This is a genomic window from Streptomyces sp. NPDC005863, assembly GCF_042871345.1.
Taxonomy (GTDB): domain Bacteria; phylum Actinomycetota; class Actinomycetes; order Streptomycetales; family Streptomycetaceae; genus Streptomyces.
This window is the reverse complement of sequence record NZ_JBIAII010000005.1, coordinates 55546-72205: the sequence shown is the minus strand read 5'-3', so window position 1 is coordinate 72205 and position 16660 is coordinate 55546. Positions and strand designations below refer to the sequence as shown.

At 74.0% G+C, this 16660-nt stretch carries 12 protein-coding genes; 8 read left to right on the top strand and 4 right to left on the bottom strand.

Annotated elements, in window-relative coordinates; translation table 11 throughout:
• Positions 1-85 precede the first annotated feature (85 nt).
• The 3 genes from ACFYO9_RS19500 (at position 86) to ACFYO9_RS19490 (ending at position 3026) form a co-directional block, all read left to right on the top strand.
• On the top strand, positions 86-958 hold the full coding sequence (locus ACFYO9_RS19500) for a LysR family transcriptional regulator (RefSeq protein ID WP_358775151.1): 873 nt from the start codon (positions 86-88) through the stop codon (positions 956-958).
• A gap of 49 nt (positions 959-1007) precedes the next feature.
• Complete coding sequence (locus ACFYO9_RS19495; protein WP_358775149.1) at positions 1008-1763, top strand: PDZ domain-containing protein; 756 nt, start codon at positions 1008-1010, stop codon at positions 1761-1763.
• Positions 1764-1865: 102 nt separating this feature from the next.
• Positions 1866-3026 carry an aminopeptidase P family protein gene (locus ACFYO9_RS19490; RefSeq protein WP_358775148.1) on the top strand — a complete coding sequence of 387 codons (1161 nt, stop codon included), beginning with the start codon at positions 1866-1868 and terminating at the stop codon, positions 3024-3026.
• 2 nt (positions 3027-3028) lie between these two features.
• Here ACFYO9_RS19490 and treZ read toward each other — a convergent pair whose 3' ends face one another.
• On the bottom strand, positions 3029-4774 hold the full coding sequence (gene treZ / locus ACFYO9_RS19485; RefSeq protein ID WP_358775146.1) for a malto-oligosyltrehalose trehalohydrolase: 1746 nt from the start codon (positions 4772-4774) through the stop codon (positions 3029-3031).
• A 157-nt stretch (positions 4775-4931) separates the two neighbouring features.
• Between treZ and ACFYO9_RS19480 the strand changes: the two genes are divergently transcribed.
• Positions 4932-5483, top strand: a complete 552-nt coding sequence (locus tag ACFYO9_RS19480) for a DUF1707 and FHA domain-containing protein (protein ID WP_355805218.1) — start codon at positions 4932-4934, stop codon at positions 5481-5483.
• Position 5484: 1 nt separating this feature from the next.
• Here the strand turns inward: ACFYO9_RS19480 and ACFYO9_RS19475 are convergent, their stop codons facing one another.
• A complete protein-coding gene (locus tag ACFYO9_RS19475; RefSeq protein ID WP_355805221.1) occupies positions 5485-6741 on the bottom strand; it encodes a M14 family zinc carboxypeptidase in 1257 nt (418 codons plus the stop codon).
• A gap of 500 nt (positions 6742-7241) precedes the next feature.
• Between ACFYO9_RS19475 and ACFYO9_RS19470 the strand changes: the two genes are divergently transcribed.
• Positions 7242-8291 carry a cytochrome P450 gene (locus tag ACFYO9_RS19470; protein ID WP_388666440.1) on the top strand — a complete coding sequence of 350 codons (1050 nt, stop codon included), beginning with the start codon at positions 7242-7244 and terminating at the stop codon, positions 8289-8291.
• 18 nt (positions 8292-8309) lie between these two features.
• Here the strand turns inward: ACFYO9_RS19470 and treY are convergent, their stop codons facing one another.
• The gene (gene treY, locus ACFYO9_RS19465) at positions 8310-10769 is read right to left on the bottom strand and encodes a malto-oligosyltrehalose synthase (RefSeq protein ID WP_358775350.1); all 2460 of its coding nucleotides are present in this window, start codon (positions 10767-10769) and stop codon (positions 8310-8312) included.
• 90 nt (positions 10770-10859) lie between these two features.
• Here treY and ACFYO9_RS19460 point away from each other — a divergent pair, with 90 nt between their 5' ends.
• Positions 10860-12200: an MFS transporter gene (locus ACFYO9_RS19460; RefSeq protein ID WP_358775142.1), complete on the top strand. Its 1341-nt coding sequence runs from the start codon at positions 10860-10862 to the stop codon at positions 12198-12200.
• Here the strand turns inward: ACFYO9_RS19460 and glgX are convergent.
• On the bottom strand, positions 12175-14283 hold the full coding sequence (gene glgX / locus ACFYO9_RS19455; protein ID WP_358775140.1) for a glycogen debranching protein GlgX: 2109 nt from the start codon (positions 14281-14283) through the stop codon (positions 12175-12177). The genes ACFYO9_RS19460 and glgX overlap by 26 nt on opposite strands.
• Positions 14284-14441: 158 nt before the next feature.
• On the opposite strand from glgX, the gene ACFYO9_RS19450 reads away from it, so the two are divergent.
• Both ACFYO9_RS19450 and ACFYO9_RS19445 read left to right on the top strand, forming a co-directional pair.
• Entirely contained in the window at positions 14442-15233 is a 792-nt protein-coding gene (locus ACFYO9_RS19450; RefSeq protein WP_358775138.1) for a Tat pathway signal sequence domain protein, read from the top strand.
• 63 nt (positions 15234-15296) lie between these two features.
• Positions 15297-16616: a copper amine oxidase gene (locus ACFYO9_RS19445; RefSeq protein ID WP_355805233.1), complete on the top strand. Its 1320-nt coding sequence runs from the start codon at positions 15297-15299 to the stop codon at positions 16614-16616.
• Positions 16617-16660: the final 44 nt, after the last annotated feature.

Here is a 16660-nt window from a genome sequence, read left to right as displayed (position 1 = left end):
TCCAACGACGAAAACTTCTCCCTCCATAAGCGTCTCTGATGGGGCCTCCATGAGCATCCCTGTCGGGGCGCGCGACCCTTAAGTCATGGACCCGCACCTCCTGCGCACGTACGTGACGGTGGCCCGCCTCGCCTCGTTCTCCGAGGCCGCCCGCGAGCTCGGCTACACCCAGTCCGCCGTCTCCCAGCACATCGCCGTCCTCGAACAGGACCTCGGCGCCGCCCTGTTGACCCGCCGCCCGGTGACGCCCACGCCGGCGGGCGCCCGCCTCCTGGAGCACGCGGCGCCCCTGCTGCTGTGCCTGGACGCCGCCCGCGCCGAGGTCGTCCGCATGGCGGCCGCCGGCCCCGAGCAGACCCTGACGCTCGCCGCCACGCCGACCGCCCTGACCCGGCACGCGGTCCGGGCCCTGCCCGCGACGGGCGTCACCCTGACCGTGCTGCCCCGCGAGGAGGTCCCCGCCGCCGTCGCGACCGGCGCCGCCGACCTCGGCCTCGTCGACGGCCTCGCCGCGCCCAGCGACCCCCTGCGGCTGCCGGACGTCGCGCCGCTGACCGCGCGCGGCGTCGCCGAGGAACCCGTCTCCGTGCTGCTTCCCGAGCACCATCCGCTGAGCCGCCGGGCCGGTCTGCGCCTCGGCGACCTCGTCGACGCGCGGTGGCTCGACGCGCCGGGCACCGGCCTTCCGCTGCCCCAACTCCGGGCGGCGAACGGCACGTCGGGGTTCCGGCCCGCGCTGCGGTACGACGGCACGGACCTGCGTACCCTCGCCGCGCTGGCCGCCGCGGGGCACGGCCTCGCTCTGCTGCCCCGGTCCGCCGCCGAGGAGGCGCCCGGCACCGTCGCCGTGCCGCTGACCGCGCCTCGCGTGGTCCACCGAACCGAACTGCTGTACGCGGGTGCCCTGCGCGGGCCCGCGGCGGTGCTGGCCGCACAGCTGGACGTCACCCGTTCGTGAGGCGTCGCGGCGGGGTGGCTCAGGGTAGGGCTGTGGCCGGAGGCGAGCCATGGATCAGACCACGTTGCGTCCCAAGCCGATGCCGGGGCGGCGCCCCGGCGGGCCGTCCGACCGGAACCCGAGCCAGGGTCAGGATCACGATCAGGATCAGGGCGTAGCCCCAGACAAACGCTCGGGCAAGCAGTCGGGCCGGGGCCGTCGGCCGCATGCCGCGCGACGGCGCGGTCGACGCCTGCTGACGTTGCTGTCCGGGCTGTTCCTCGCCGCCGTCCTGGTCCTCGCGGGCGTCGGCCTCGGCACGGTGGGCGCCACCGTCATCGGCATGAGCAAGCTGGCCGAGATGCAGAAGGCGGCGGCGGGGCGGGGTCCGGGCGGCCCCAAGGCGCCGGGTGCCCCGAACGCCGACCCGAAAGCCCCGGGAGCGTCCGCCGCCGCCCCCACCCCACCGACGGCCGCCGCGCCCGCCCCGCCGGGCCCCGTGCCCGCGAAGCCCCAGGCCGCCCCCGCGCCGCACGCGGACCCCGCGGCCCCGGCCAGGACCGCCACCCTCGGCGTCGAGGCCGTCGACGTCCCCGGCGGCGCGGGCGCCCTGCTCGTCGGAGTGCACATCCCCGGCCCCGGGTACACCGCGGGCCTGGTCCGCGGCGACACCGTGCTCACCTTCGGCAAGCGGCACCTGGACTCCGCGGCCGAGCTCGCCACCGCGGTCCGCGTCGCCCGCCCCGGCAAGGAGGTCGCCCTGACGGTGCGCCACACGAGCGGCGCCCGCCAGACCCTGACGATCAGACCGGGCATCGTGACGTGACCCCACTCGGCGTGACGGACCACCCCCAGAGCTCCCCGACAACGCGTTCGCGGTCGCACCCCGCCAGGGGCAAGATGCAGGCGTAGCCAACAGGAGGTCCTCATGAGCCCCGCGCCCGCGTCCGCCCCCGTGCCCACCCCCAATCTCGCCCCCGCCCCCTTCACCGCCGACGACTACCGGGCCCGCATGGAGCGGGCCGCCGCCCAGGCCGCGGAGGCGGGGCTCGCCGGGCTCCTCGTGGCCCCGGGGCCCGATCTCGTGTGGCTCACCGGCTATCGGCCCACCGCGGCGACCGAGCGCCTGACGATGCTCGTGCTCGCCGCCGGACAGGACCCCGTCCTCGTCGTGCCCACCCTGGAGGCGCCGGACGCCGAGCATGCCGCGGGTGCGCCCGCGCTCACCCTGCGGGACTGGACCGACGGCAAGGACCCGTACGCCGTGACCGCGCCGCTCCTCGACGCCTCCGGCCGCTTCGGGGTGAGCGACAACGCCTGGGCGATGCATCTGCTCGGCTTCCAGCGCACGCTGCCCGGCACCTCGTACGTGTCCCTCACCGAGGGGCTGCCGATGCTCCGCGCCGTCAAGGACGCCGCCGAGCTGGAGCGCCTCGCCGCGGCGGGGGCCGCGGCCGACGCGACGTACGAGGAGATCCAGAAGGTCCGCTTCGCCGGGCGCAAGGAGACGGACGTCGCCGCCGATCTCGCCGACCTGCTGCGGCAGTTCGGGCACTCCCAGGTCGACTTCACCGTCGTCGGGTCGGGCCCCAACGGTGCCAACCCGCACCACGAGGCGGGCGAGCGGGTCATCGAGCACGGTGACATGGTCGTCCTCGACTTCGGCGGCCTGCTGCACGGCTACGGCTCGGACACCTCCCGTACGGTGCACGTCGGCGAGCCGACGGCGGAGGAGCAGCGCGTGCACGACGTGGTGCGTGAGGCGCAGGCGGCGGGGTGCGCGGCGGTGCGGCCCGGCGCGGCCTGCCAGGACGTCGACCGCGCGGCCCGCGCCGTGATCACGGAGTTCGGCTACGGGGAGCGGTTCATCCACCGCACCGGCCACGGCATCGGCGTCACCACCCACGAACCGCCCTACATGATCGAGGGCGAGGAGCAGCCGCTGGTGCCCGGCATGTGCTTCTCCGTGGAGCCCGGCATCTACCTGCCGGGCCGCTTCGGGGTGCGCATCGAGGACATCGTGACGGTCACCGAGGAGGGCGGGCGGCGGCTGAACACCACCGCCCGCGAGATGGCCGTCGTCGACTGACGCTACGACGCGGCCAGGATCACGCACGACTCCGCGGGCACCCGCACCACGCCGTCCGCCCCGGGTGCGGCGACCGGCTCCCAGGCGGCGAGCACGCGCGCGTGGCGCCCGTCGAGCGGCAGGACGACGGGCGCCGCGCCGAGGTTCACCGCGATCCGCAGGTCCCCGCGCCGGAACGCGAACCAGCGCGCCTCCTCGTCGAACGCGACCCGCACCGACGCCAGATCGGGGTCGGTCAGGTCACCGCGGGTGCGCCGCAGGGCGATCAGCTCGCGGTACCAGGCGAGCAGGCGCGCGTGGTGGCCGCCCAGGGGCTCGGACCAGTCGAGGCAGGAGCGGTCCCGGGTGCCGTGGTCCTGCGGGTCGGGGATGTCCTCCTCGGCCCAGCCGTGCGCCGCGAACTCCCGCCGCCTGCCCCGGCGTACGGCATCGGCGAGCCCGGGGTCGGTGTGGTCGGTGAAGAACTGCCAGGGCGTCGACGCGCCCCACTCCTCGCCCATGAACAGCATCGGCGTGAACGGGCCGGTGAGGGTGAGCGCGGCGGCGCAGGCGAGCAGGCCGGGGGAGAGGCCGGCCGAAAGCCGGTCCCCCTGGGCGCGGTTGCCGATCTGGTCGTGCGTCTGGCTGTACCCGAGGAAGCGGTACGCGGGCGTCCGTGCGCGGTCCACGGGGCGGCCGTGGGCGCGGCCCCGGAACGTCGAGTACGTCCCGTCGTGGAAGAACGCCCGGGTCATCGTCTTGGCGAGCGCGGCCAGCGGGGCGCGCGCGAAATCCTCGTAATACCCCTGCGCCTCACCGGTGAGCGCGGTGTGCAGGGCGTGGTGGAAGTCGTCGTTCCATTGCGCGTGCAGCCCGAGTCCGCCGCTCGCGCGCGGGGTGACCGTGCGCGGGTCCGCGAGGTCGGACTCGGCGATCAGGGCCAGGGGCCTGCCCAGCTCGTCCGCCAACGCGTCGACAGCCGTGGAGAGTTCCTCCAGGAAGTGGCACGCGCGCGTGTCCGCAAGGGCGTGCACCGCGTCGAGCCGCAGACCGTCGAGCCGGTAGTCGCGCAGCCAGGCCAGGGCGCTGCCGAGCAGATACGCCCGTACGTCGTCCGAGCCGGGCGCGTCCAGGTTGACCGCGGCGCCCCAGGGCGTCTGATGGGTCTCCGTGAAGTAGGGGCCGAAGGCGGGCAGGTAATTGCCGGACGGGCCGAGGTGGTTGTGGACCACGTCCAGGACGACGCCGAGGCCGTGCGCGTGCGCCGCGTCGACAAATCGCTTCAACGCCTCGGGTCCGCCGTACGGTTCGTGCACCGCCCACAGCGACACCCCCTCGTACCCCCAGCCGTGCCGCCCCGGGAAGGGGCACAGCGGCATCAGCTCCACATGGGTGACGCCGAGGTCCGCGAGGTGTCCGAGCCGGTCGGCCGCCGCGTCGAGGGTGCCCTCGCGGGTGTACGTGCCCACGTGCAGCTCGTACAGGACGGCGTCCCGCACCCCGCGTCCGGGCCAGGGCGTGCGCCACGCGTACCGGCCGTGGTCGACGACCGCGCTGAGCCCGTCGGGGCCGTCGGGCTGGCGCCGCGAGCGCGGGTCGGGCAGGACAGGACCGCCGTCCACCGAGAAGCCGTACCGCGTGCCGTCCTCGGCCGGTGCCTCGCCCGACCACCATCCCGCGCGGTCGCCGTCGCGCTCCAGGGTGTGCGTCGCGCCCGCACACTCCAGTACGACCCGCTCGGCCTCCGGCGCCCACACTTCGAACCTCACCGACGGTTCCCCTTCGTCCGCTGTCCGCCACATCCGCTGTCCGCACCCGTGCGTCCCATGGTGCGTCAGAAACCGGCTGTGCGTGCGGGAAGCGGCCGATCGGACCCCGCCCCCGCCCTTCTGGACACCCGGGGCGCGATTGCCGGACAATCGCCTGGTGACATCCTCTTTCGAGTTCTCCACGTACCCCGCGAGGGTGACGGACGTCGAGCGGGACCGGGCGTTGGACGCACTCAAGGAGGGCGCGGCCGCGGGCAGGCTCTCCCACGACACGTTCGTGCGGCGCATGGAGCTGGTGCTCGCCGCCCGCAGGCCTGACGAGCTGGCCGTGCTCACCGCGGACCTGCGGACCGAGGGCCGCTGGACGCGCCGGGTGCTCGACGGCGTCGGCGCGGTCTCCGGGTTCACGATGAAGCTGCGCAGGGCCTGGCAGGCCGAGCGGCTCCCGAAGCTGCTGCTGCCCTCGCCCGACGGCCTCTACCCGCTGCGGATAGGCCGCGACCCCGCCAACGGCCTGCGGCTCAGCCACGACACGGTCTCCCGGGTGCACGCCGAGCTGTGCCGGCAGGGCGGCATGTGGGTGCTGCGCGACCTCGGCTCCACCAACGGCACGTCCGTCAACGGCCGCAGGGTGACCGGCGCCGCCCTCGTCCAGGACGGCGACCTGGTGAGCTTCGGCCGGATGTCGTTCCGCCTTGCCACGAGCTGAGTCACCGCCCCGCGCGGTCGTCGTCGCCCGGTACGCGCGCGTGCAGCGCGGCCGCGACCGTCGTCCGGGACTGATGCTCCACCTGGTCCTCCAGGGGCACCCAGCGCGCCCTGAACCGTTCCGCGAACGCCTCGCTCCACTGGGTCACCAGGCGTTCCAGGCGCGGCGCCGCCCGGTCGCCCGCCGCGTCGAGCACCCGCAGCAGCATCGCGGCCGACCGCAGCGGCAGCCGCCTGCCGAAGGCGTCTACGCTGCCGATGTACGCCATCGACGTGCCCGCGGGAGGCAGCCGCCCCCAGTCGTCGGCGAGCCCCGGCACCAGGGCGAGCGCCCAGCACGCCGCCCGCAGCAGCGGCCCCTCGGCGTGCGGCAGCCGCGGCAGCGCGTCGGCGAGGATCTCCTCCACGAGCCGCGCGTCCCGCCGCAGCCGCCGCGCCAGCGCCCGCATCGCCCGGACCGGTGCCGGGTGCGCGGCCGGGTCGTCGACGAGGTCGCTCGCCCACATGGGTACCTCGACGATCGCGGTGCGCCCGCCGTAGCGGTGGGTGCGGTGCCAGGTGGTGAGCCGGGCGTCCTCGGGGAGGCTCGGGTACGCCGCTCGCGCGCCGGGTCCCGGCAGCACGTGGACGCCGGGTCCCGAGACCAGCCAGCCGGCCGCGTCCGACGCCCCCGTCTCCACCGGAATGTGCAACTCCGCCGCCGACTTGGCGAACGGCTCCGCGAGCCCGGGGATGTCCTTGGTCAACTGGACCCAGCTGCCGCCGAGATCGGTGGCGTGCAGGGACACCTGCAGATACGGCCGGAGTTCGTCGATGACGGCGGTCAGCGCGCGCGTCTCGGGCGGCAGCCGGTCGGGCGGCAGCACGGAGGGCGACCACTCGGGCTGCTCGGGCCCGGCGGGGCGGAAGAAGTTCCGGTGGTACTCCAGGAGCGTGCGGGGCGCGGGGGTGCGGTGCAGGCTCGCGCCGTCCGGGTCCGCGCAGAGCAGGAAGTGCCAGGAGGCGGCGGCGCGCAGCCGTGGATCGCGCAGCGTCCACTCGGCGAGGTGCAGCAGCGTGGAGCCGCCGGCCGGCTCGTTGGCGTGCGCCCCCGCGACGACGAGGACCGCCCGCGGCGAGCGCCCCACGGACAGCAGGTGCAACGGCCGCCCCGCGCGGGAGACGCCCACTTCGCGCAGGGTGCTCAGTTCCGGCCGGTGGGCCGCCAACTGGGAGGCGGCACGGACGAGTTCAGGAACGCTGGGATAGTGCCGCACCACCGGTTGGCCCCCCGTCCCGGTCCACCACTGAGGCCATCGCAGTACGCCACGCCCCGGAGAACGTGTCAAGAACACCTCCGTGCGACGGCGTCCCACCCCGCGTCACCCGTACGGGCGTACGCGGACTGCGACGCGGACCTCCCGGTGGTCCGCTGAACACACCCGCGCGGCCGCTCGCCGCGCCGAAGCACAGGTCGGAGCCCGTGGTGCGCAGCCCGTCCGTCCCCTCAGACGGCCCGATACCGGCCGCGGAACCGGCCCCGTCCACGGCCCCGGCGGAGCCTCCCGCGCAGCCCTCGCCCGGTCGGTGCACTCCGGCCGGAGGGGGCGGTTCCGCTCCGGCCACGGCTTCCCGGGCGCCGTGCGAGCCCGCCGCGTCCGCCGGTCGCCGCCGATCCGCACCGCCGCGTCCCGTGTCGCCCGCGCGGGCGCCGAGTCCCGCGCCGCCCGCGGTGGCGCCGAGTCTCGTGTCGCCCGCGGCGGCGTGCGACCCGTACCCCGTGTTCCGCGTATTGCGCGAGCGATACCCCCTGGTGCGCGACGAGCTCCTCGGCGCGTGGCTGGTCAGCCGGTACGAGGACGTGCGTGACGCGCTGGCGCGGCCGTGGCTCGTGGCGCTGCCGCCGGGCCGCACCCTCAGCCACATGGAGGGCGCCACGCATCGCGCGCACCGCGCCCTGCTCGAACCGGGCCTGCACGGCGACGCGCTGGCCGCCCTGGCCGCGGGGGCCGCGCGCACCGCCCATGTGCTCGCCCACCGCATCGCCGCCCGCCGGGAGGCCGACCTCGTCGCCGAGTTCTGCCGGTGGCTGCCTGCCGCCGCCGTGGTCACCGCGCTCGGCCTGCCGCCCGAGGACGCCGCGTACGTCCAGAAGTGGTGCCGGGGTGGCCTCACCCACCTCGCGGGCCACCACGACGAGCTGGACGCCCGCCTGCGGCCCCATCTGGTGCGCCGCCGCGCCCACCCCCGCGACGACCTGCTCTCCGTGCTGTGCGCCGCCGAGGTCGGGGGCCGCCCGCTGTCCGACGGGACCGTGACCGGACTCGTCGGCGCGCTGCTGGGCGGGGGAGGCGACGCCACCGCGCTCGCGCTCGCCTCCTTCCTCGCCAACCTCCTGGCCCACCCGGACCAACTGGCGCTGGTCCGCGAGCGGCCCGAGCTGATCCCCGCGGCCTGGGCGGAGTCCCTGCGCCGCGACCCGCCCGCCCCCGTCGTGCTGCGCCGCGCGGTCCGCCCGGTCGCCGTGGCGGGCACGCCGCTGCCGGCCGGGGCGGTCGTGGCCTGCCTGGTCGGCGCCGCGGGCCGCGACCCCGCGCGGTTCGCGGAACCCGACCGCTACGACGTCCTGCGCACGGACCCTGGCCACCTCGCGACCGGCACCGGGCGCCACGCGTGCCTCGGCGCCGAACTCGCCTGCCACATCGCCGAGTACGGGCTGCGCGCCCTGCTCGACGCCCTGCCCGGGATGGTCCTGGCACCGGGGTTCAGGCCGGCGTCGTGGGGGCTGCTGACCCGCGGCCCGCGGACCCTGCTGGTACGTCCCGGGTGAGTCACATGGGCCTGTCGGTCACGCCCCGGTGGGCCGCTCGTCCTGATCCGCCGGCACCCGTTCCAGGAGCGCCACGGGGGACGAGGCGAAAAGCTCCGCCACGCGCGCGTGCCCCTCGAACTCCCGCTCGGGGGCGAGCAGATCGGACCACCGGCCCGCCGGAAGCGCCAGCTCCGTGTCCCGCCAGCCGCCCGCGTCGGCGAGCCGCAGGGACAGCCGCGTCGCCGCCGCCACGACCTCACCGGACCGCGTGAACGCCACACAGTGCGCGGCGCCGGGACCCTCCGCGGCCAGCGGCTCGTAGGTCGCCGTGCCCCCGAACACCTCGGGGCGCCGCCCGCGCAGCCACAGGGCCGCCGAGGTGAGCGCCAGCTTCTCCGCCGAGAGGTCATGGTGTTCCCCGTGCGGAGTGAGCCGCTCCAAGGCGTCCGGCTCGAAGCGCGCGGGCCCCCGGTTGTCCGGATCGACGAGGGCGCGGTACTCGACCTCCGAGCCCTGGTAGACGTCGGGCACCCCCGGCATCGTCAGCTGCAGGAGCGCCGCCCCCAGGACGTTCGCCCGCACATGCGGGCCGAGCTCCCGCGCGAGGGCCGCCACCGCGTCCTGCGGCGGCCCGCACGGCCCCGCCGCCACGAAGGCGGCCACCGCCTTCTCGTACGCCTCGTCGGGCTCGGTCCAGCTGGTGTGCAGGCCCGCCTCGCGCACGTGCTTCAGGAGCGCGTTCCGCAGCCGCGTCTCGTCGGGGGGCCCGAAGCCGACCGCCGTCTGCCAGGCCGCCCAGGCCAGCTGGGGGTCGGGCGCGCCGGTGCCGCCCACCCGCGCGGTCCGCTCGGTCACCTCGACGAGCAGGTCGGCCCACCGGTCGGGGCACTGGGTCAGGACGGAGATGCCCGCCCGCACGTCGGCGCTGCGCTTGGTGTCGTGGGTCGTCAGGACCGTCCCCGAGTAGGGCCAGTCGCGCTGCACGCGCGCGCAGTACGCGTGGAACTCCTCGACCGGCACCGCGGGGCGCTCGGGCGCGCCGCCCACCTCCGCCGCCGACAGGAGCGGCGCGTGCCGGTAGAACGCGGTGTCCTCGACGGCCTTGGCGCGCAGCGCGGACGCGGTCTGCGCGAACCGCACCCGGAACTCCGCCATGCCCTCCCGCGCGGGCCGGGACCGCGCCGCGCCGAGCCGCCCGAGGGCCAGGTCCCGTACGACGTCGACCGCGCCGGCCTCCTCGGGCACCGAGAAGGCCGCCCTGGCCTCCTCGGCCGCCTCAGGGGTGAGGACCGACTCGGGGGCGTCGCCCCCGGAGACGTACGGCCGGTAGACGGGGAGCCGCACGAGCAGCTCACGGAGCGCGGTGCGCAGCGTCCACGGCGCGTGGTCGCGCAGGGCGGGCTCGGCCGCACAGACCGCGGCGGCCACGCGCGTGAGGCGGTCGACCTCGGCGGCCAGCTCGTGCGTGACGACCTTGTACGCGGCGCGCCGCACCGTGGCGTCCCAGTCGCCGCCGCGGTCCGCCGGGGCCGCCGCGAAGCGCCGGTACTGGCCGAGGAGTTCACCGGCGCCCGCCGGGTCGGCGAAGACGCCGTCGAGGTGGCGCAGCGCGTCGTAGCCGGTGGTGCCCGCCACGGGCCAGGCGGCGGGCAGGTGTTCGCCGTCGGCGAGGATCTTCTCCACCACGGTCCAGCGTCCGCCGGTCGCCTCGTGCAGTCGCCGGAGGTATGCGCCGGGGTCGGCGAGGCCGTCGGGGTGGTCGATCCTGAGGCCCTCGACGACGCCCTCGTCGAGCAGTCGCAGGATCGTGGCGTGGGTGGCCTCGAAGACGTCCGGTTCCTCGACGCGCACGCCGATGAGGTCCGAGATGGTGAAGAAGCGCCGGTAGTTGAGTTCCGTACGGGCGAGCCGCCACCAGGCGGGGCGGTACCACTGCGCGTCGAGGAGCTCGGGGAGCGGCAGCTTCTCGGTGCCGTCCCGCAGGGGGAACTCGTGTTCGTGGTAGCGCAGGGTGGTCCCGTCGACCCGGAAGTGTGCGAGCTCGTCGCCGAGCCTGCCGCCGAGGACGGGCAGCAGGACCCGCCCGTCGCCCGCCTGCCAGTCGATGTCGAACCAGTGTGCGTACGGCGACGCGGGACCCTCGCGCAGCACCTCCCAGAGCGCGCGGTTGTGCCGGGGGACGGCCGCCATGTGGTTCGGCACGATGTCCACGACGAGGCCGAGCCCGGCGCCGCGGGCGGCGCGGGAGAGCGACCGCAGCCCCTCCTCGCCGCCCAGCTCACCGCGCACGCGCGCGTGGTCCACCACGTCGTACCCGTGCGTCGACCCGGGGACCGCCTCCAGCACCGGCGACAGGTGCAGATGCGAGACACCGAGGGAGGCCAGGTAGGGGACGGCCGCCTCGGCGGCGGCGAAGGGGAAGTCCGGCTGCAGCTGGAGGCGGTAGGTGGCGGTGGGCGGCGGCGGGACCGCGACCCCGTGGCGTTCCGGCGTCATACGCGTCATGTGAACGTACGTACCCCCGTCGAGGGCTTTCGTGTCATCGACTCATGCGTGTGCGCGCCACCGCGTCGTTAGCGTCGGACGATGGCTCAGAACACACGGGACGCGTACCGCACGGTGCTTCGCATGACGGGGCCGCTGCTGCCCGTGGTGTCCTTCTTCGGCAGGCTGCCCGTGGCGATGATCCAGTTCGGCAGCGTGCTCCTGGTGACCGAGACGAGCGGATCGCTGGCCACCGGCGGGATCGTCGCCTGCGCGCTGGCGCTCGGCCAGGTGACGCTCGGCCCGTTCGTCGGCCGGCTCGCCGACCGGCGGGGCCAGCGGCCCGTCGTCCTCGCCTTCTCGCTCCTCAACGCCCTGGCGATCACCGCGTACACCCTGGGCGCCGTCGCCGACCTGCCCACGCCCGCCCTCGTCGTCCTGGGCGTCCTCGCGGGCGCGACGATCCCGGGGATCGGCCCGCTGGCCAGGGCCCGTGTCGTCCCGCTGGTCCGCGCCAAGGGCGGCGACGACCGGCTCGCGAGCACCGTCCTCTCCCTGGAGAGCACCATGGACGAGCTGTCCTTCGTGCTCGGGCCCGCCCTGGTGGGCCTCGCGTCGGTGGCGGGCCGTCCGGCGTACGCGTTCGGGCTCGCCGCGCTCCTGGTCGCCTGCTGCGGCACCGCCTTCGCACTCCACCCGACCGGCCGTACGACCGGGGCGGCGACCGACGCTCCGGTGACCGATCCGACGGTGACCGACGCGTCCGTACGCGCGCGGGGCGGACGTCCGCGGCTGCCGCGCTCGGTGTACGTGGTGCGGGTCGGTCTGCTCTTCCTGGGCGTGCTGCTGGGCGCCTGCGGGGCGGGGATCACCGCGCTCACCGAGGAGTTGGGGCAGCCGGGCCAGGCCGGCCTGGTCTACGCGGCGATGGGCGTCATGAGCGCCGTGGTGGGCCTCTCCATGGCCGCGGTGCCCGAGCGGTTCGGGCTGCTCGCGCGGTGGCGGGTGGCGACGGCCGCCGCGACCCTCCTGTCGTTGCCCCTGGTGTGGACCGACAGCCTGATGGGCCTCTACGTAGTGGTCACTCTCTTCGGTGCCATCTACGCCCCGAACCTCATCACGGGCTTCGCGCTGACCGAGCGCGCCGTGCCCACGCGGCGGCTGGCCGAGGGCATGACCTTCGCGGCGAGCGCCTTCGTCGGCGGCCAGGCGGTGACGCTCGCGGTGGCCGGGCGCCTCGCGGAGTCGTACGGCGCGGGGGCGGCCTTCGCCCTTGGCAGCGCGGCCGCGGCGGTGGCGTTCGTGGTGGCCCTGATCGCCCGCCACGAGACACCCCGCCAGGAGCCGGGCGAGGGCGGGACGCCGTACGACGCACCGCCCCCCGCCACGGCCCCCGCTCAGCCGCCCCGCGCCGCCGTCACGCCGGACGCTGCAGCACCGTGAGGCTCCGGTCCGCCAGGGTGAGCCGGTCGCCGGCCCGCACCTTCGGGCCGCCGCCCACCGGCACCCCCTCCTCCAGCGCCGTGTCGACGACGACCTGCCACTGCCGGCCGTGGTTGACCGGCACCACGAACTCCGTGGGCTCCGGCGACGCGTTGAACAGCAGCAGGAACGAGTCGTCGGAGATCCGCTCACCGCGCGGGCTCGGCTCCGAGATGGCGTTGCCGTTCATGAACACGCTGAGCGCCCGCGCCTGCGAGGAGTCCCAGTCGCTCTGCTCCATCTCGGTGCCCTCGGGCGTGAACCACGCGATGTCGGACAGCTCGTCGCGGGTGCCCTGCACCGGACGCCCGTGGAAGAACCGGCGCCTGCGGAAGACCGGATGGTCGCGCCGCAGCATCGCCATGGCCCGGGTGAAGGCGAGCAGTGAGTTCTCGCCGTCCGGCCAGCGCACCCAGGCCAGTTCGTTGTCCTGGCAGTAGGCGTTGTTGTTGCCGCTCTGGGTGCGCGCGAACTCATCCCCGTGGCTGAGCATCGGCACGCCCTGGGAGAGCATCAGGGTGGCGATGAAGTTGCGCATCTGCCGGGCCCGCAGGGCCAGCACGTCCTCGTTCTGTGTCTCACCCTCGGCCCCGCAGTTCCACGACCGGTTGTGGCTCTCGCCGTCCCGGTTGTCCTCGCCGTTGGCCTCGTTGTGCTTCTCGTTGTACGAGACGAGGTCGTGCAGCGTGAACCCGTCGTGGCAGGTGGTGAAGTTGATGGACGCCAGGGGGCGCCGGCCGTCGTCCTGGTAGAGGTCGGACGAGCCGGTGAGCCGGGACGCGAACTCCGCCAGGGTGCGCGGCTCGCCCCGCCACAGATCGCGCACCGTGTCGCGGTACATGCCGTTCCACTCGGTCCACAGCGGCGGGAAGTTGCCCACCTGGTAGCCGCCCTCGCCGACGTCCCAGGGCTCGGCGATCAGCTTCACCTGGCTGACCACCGGGTCCTGCTGCACGAGGTCGAAGAACGACGACAGCCGGTCCACCTCGTGGAACTGCCGCGCCAGCGTCGCCGCGAGATCGAAGCGGAACCCGTCCACATGCATGTCCGTCACCCAGTGCCGCAGCGAATCCATGATCATCTGTAGGACATGCGGCGAGCGCATCAGGAGGGAGTTGCCGGTCCCCGTGGTGTCCATGTAGTAGCGGGGATCGTCCGTCAGACGGTAGTACGAGGCGTTGTCGAGGCCCTTGTAGGAGAGCGTCGGGCCCAGGTGGTTGCCCTCGGCCGTGTGGTTGTAGACGACGTCGAGGATCACCTCGATGTTCGCCTCGTGCAGCGCCTTCACGGCCTGCTTGAACTCCAGGACCTGCTCGCCCCGGTCGCCCCAGGAGGCGTACGCGTTGTGCGGGGCGAAGAAGCCGATGGTGTTGTAGCCCCAGTAGTTGTTGAGGCCCATGTCCACCAGGCGGTGGTCGTTCACGAACTGGTGCACCGGCATCAACTCCAGTGCCGTCACCCCCAGTTCCGAGAGGTGCTCGACGATCGCCGGGTGGCCGAGCGCCGCGTACGAACCACGAAGCTCGTCCGGGAGGTCCGGATGCAGCATGGTCAGGCCCTTCACATGGGCCTCGTAGAGCACCGTCTCGTGGTACGGCGTGCGCGGCGGGCGGTCGTCGCCCCAGTCGAAGTACGGGTTGACCACGACCGACGTCATCATGTGCGGCGCCGAGTCCAGGTCGTTGCGCGAATCGGGCTGGTCGAAGTGGTATCCGTACACCTCCTCCCCCCAGTCGATGCGCCCGCTGACCGCGCGCGCGTACGGATCGAGCAGCAGCTTCGCGGAGTTGCAACGGTGCCCCTGCTCCGGTGCGTAGGGGCCGTGCACCCGGAAGCCGTAGCGCTGTCCCGGCATGATGCCGGGCAGATACGCGTGTCGCACAAACGCGTCGGACTCGCGCAGCTCGATGGCTGTCTCCGAGCCCTCGTCGTGCAGCAGACACAGCTCCACGCGCTCTGCGGCCTCGGAGAAGACCGCGAAATTCGTACCGGCTCCGTCGTACGTGGCACCTAAGGGATACGCCTGCCCAGGCCAGACCTGCATGTATACGACTCTTCCACTCACGCCCCCTCGACTCGGGGCCACTTTGGCCAGAGTCTGCCCGAAAGTGGGGCAACCACCCCGGAGTTGTACCCGTCTAACCGTCCGACCACATACTCGGCATGCCCCGCGGTGGGGCGCCAGGGGAGTAGGGGGAGTAAGTGCGAGAGACAGTCAGACGCCATCTGGGGAAGGTGGTGGCGGGCGCGGCGGTCGTGGCGGCCGCCACCGCCGTGCTGGTGGGCGTCGCTCTGCCGGGATCGGGGTCGGGCGGCTCGGGGGACCGCCAGGCCAACGCCGCGGCGGCACAACAGGACGCCGTGGCCAAGGACGGCGTCGTGGAGGCGGCGCCCGACGAGGGCACCGACGGAGTGGGCAGCGACCCGCTGACCGACGCCGAGATAGCCCGTGCGGAGAAGGCATCGGTTTCGGGCCAGATGCGCTCCAGCGCCCGGGACGTCGAAGGGGACCGCGGCCCGCAGCTGCTGTCCATCAACCTCAGCGAGCCGGAGCCGGCCGACAGCGGCGCCGCGCCGCCGCGCCGGGCCGAGGTCGTCTACTACGACTACAAGAAGGACGCGGTCATCACCAAGACCGTCGACCTGAAGTCCGGCACGGTGGCCGACACCGTCACCACGCGGAACGTACAGCCGCCGCCCAGCCAGGACGAGCTCGCCGAGGGCGCCAGGCTGCTGATCGCCGACCCGCTCGGCAAGGGCCTGAAGAAGGACTTCAAGCACGCCACGGGCAAGGCGCTGACCGGCCCGGGACAGCTGCAGCTGAGCGGCATGGTCTTCCGCAAGGAGACCGTGAAGCGCGTGCCCTCCGACCTCACCCAGTGCGGCGAGCACCGGTGTCTGCAGGTCGTCACCAAGGTCAAGAACGGTCCGTGGATCGATACCCGGGCCCTCGTCGTCGACCTGAGCACCCGCACCGTGGGCCGCCTCGGCTGATCCGGCCGCCCGCGCACGACACCACACACCAGCTTCTCCTCGTACGAGGGAGTTCACTCCGCAATGCACGTCAACAGAGTCTCGCGCGCCCGCAGACGAGCCGTCACGGCCCTCGCGGTCCCCGCGCTCCTCGGCGGCGTCATGGCCGTCGCCCCGTCCGCCTCCGCCACGCCCCAGGCGCCGCCCGCCGCTCCCGCGGCCGCGGCCGACTGCAGTGACGCCTACAAGATCGAGCAGACCGTCGACGGCGGCACGACCTGGCGCATGTGCTGGCACTACAACACGCTCTCCGGGCTGATCCTCGACAAGATCAGCTACCAGCCGAAGGGCGAGCCGAAGCCGATACCCGTGCTGACCAGCGCGCGCCTCGCCCAGGTGCACGTCCCCTACGACGACGGCCAGGCCGAGTACGACGACGTCACCGGCACCGACTTCGGCCAGGCGCTGCAGAACCTCAACCCGGGCGAGTGTCCCGGCGGCACCATCAAGACCGTCAAGGTCCCGCACCGGGGCGACGTGAAGGGCCTGTGCGCCACCACGCGCGCGCGTGGGCACGCGTACCGCCTGAACGACGACCAGAGCACCGGCGGCAACGGCAAGCTCTACACCGGCCAGGGCAAGGACCTCCTCGTCTACACGGTGAACAAGGCCTCCTGGTACGAGTACATCACCGAGTGGCGGTTCTCCTCCGACGGCACCATCACGTCCAACGTCGGCGCGACCGGCAGCCTCTCGCCGTACGACTACGACGGCGGCGACAGCCGCGGCTGGCCCATCGGCAAGGGCGACCAGGCCAAGGCCGAGAGCCACGCCCACAACGTCTTCTGGCGGCTCAACTTCGGCCTGGACGGCTCCCCGAAGGCCAAGGTCGAGCAGTACGACTCCAAGGTCACCCCGCCCACCGGCGACGGCAGCCCCACCACGAAGACCACCCGCACCAAGGTCACCAAGGAGCTCACCGGCGACCACAAGGACATGCGCTGGTGGCGCGTGGTCAGCAACACCGGCAAGAACAAGGACGGCCACCCGCGCTCCTACGAGATCGTGCCCGGCCCCAGCAACAAGCACGCCGGCCGCGAGTTCACCAAGCACGACGTGTACTTCACCCAGTACAAGGCGTGCGAGCAGTACGCCAGCAACAACCCGGGATGCCCGAACGGCACACCCACCAGCGTCGACAAGTGGGTGAACGGCCAGGCGATGGACCACCCCGTCACCTGGGTGCACATCGGCTTCCACCACATCGCGCGGGACGAGGACCAGCAGCCCATGCCGGTCCACTGGCAGGGCTTCTCGCTGGCCGCGCGTGATGTCACGGCCATGAGCCCGCTCACTCCGCAGGACCTCGCCGACCAGAACGGCCAGCCGCCGCTGGGCGGTTGAGAAAACACCCGGCCCATCGGGCTGCACCGCCCGCCGCTCCCGGA

What these genes read in the sequence shown, in the direction of transcription:
- ACFYO9_RS19490 (WP_358775148.1), top strand. Translation starts at nt 1,866, where the DNA reads ATGAGCCCCGCGCCCGCGTCCGCCCCCGTGCCCACCCCCAATCTCGCC.
- treY (WP_358775350.1), bottom strand. Translation starts at nt 10,769, where the DNA reads ATGACGCCGGAACGCCACGGGGTCGCGGTCCCGCCGCCGCCCACCGCC.
- ACFYO9_RS19460 (WP_358775142.1), top strand. Translation starts at nt 10,860, where the DNA reads ATGGCTCAGAACACACGGGACGCGTACCGCACGGTGCTTCGCATGACG.
- glgX (WP_358775140.1), bottom strand. Translation starts at nt 14,283, where the DNA reads ATGCAGGTCTGGCCTGGGCAGGCGTATCCCTTAGGTGCCACGTACGAC.
- ACFYO9_RS19500 (WP_358775151.1), top strand. Translation starts at nt 86, where the DNA reads ATGGACCCGCACCTCCTGCGCACGTACGTGACGGTGGCCCGCCTCGCC.
- ACFYO9_RS19495 (WP_358775149.1), top strand. Translation starts at nt 1,008, where the DNA reads ATGGATCAGACCACGTTGCGTCCCAAGCCGATGCCGGGGCGGCGCCCC.
- ACFYO9_RS19445 (WP_355805233.1), top strand. Translation starts at nt 15,297, where the DNA reads ATGCACGTCAACAGAGTCTCGCGCGCCCGCAGACGAGCCGTCACGGCC.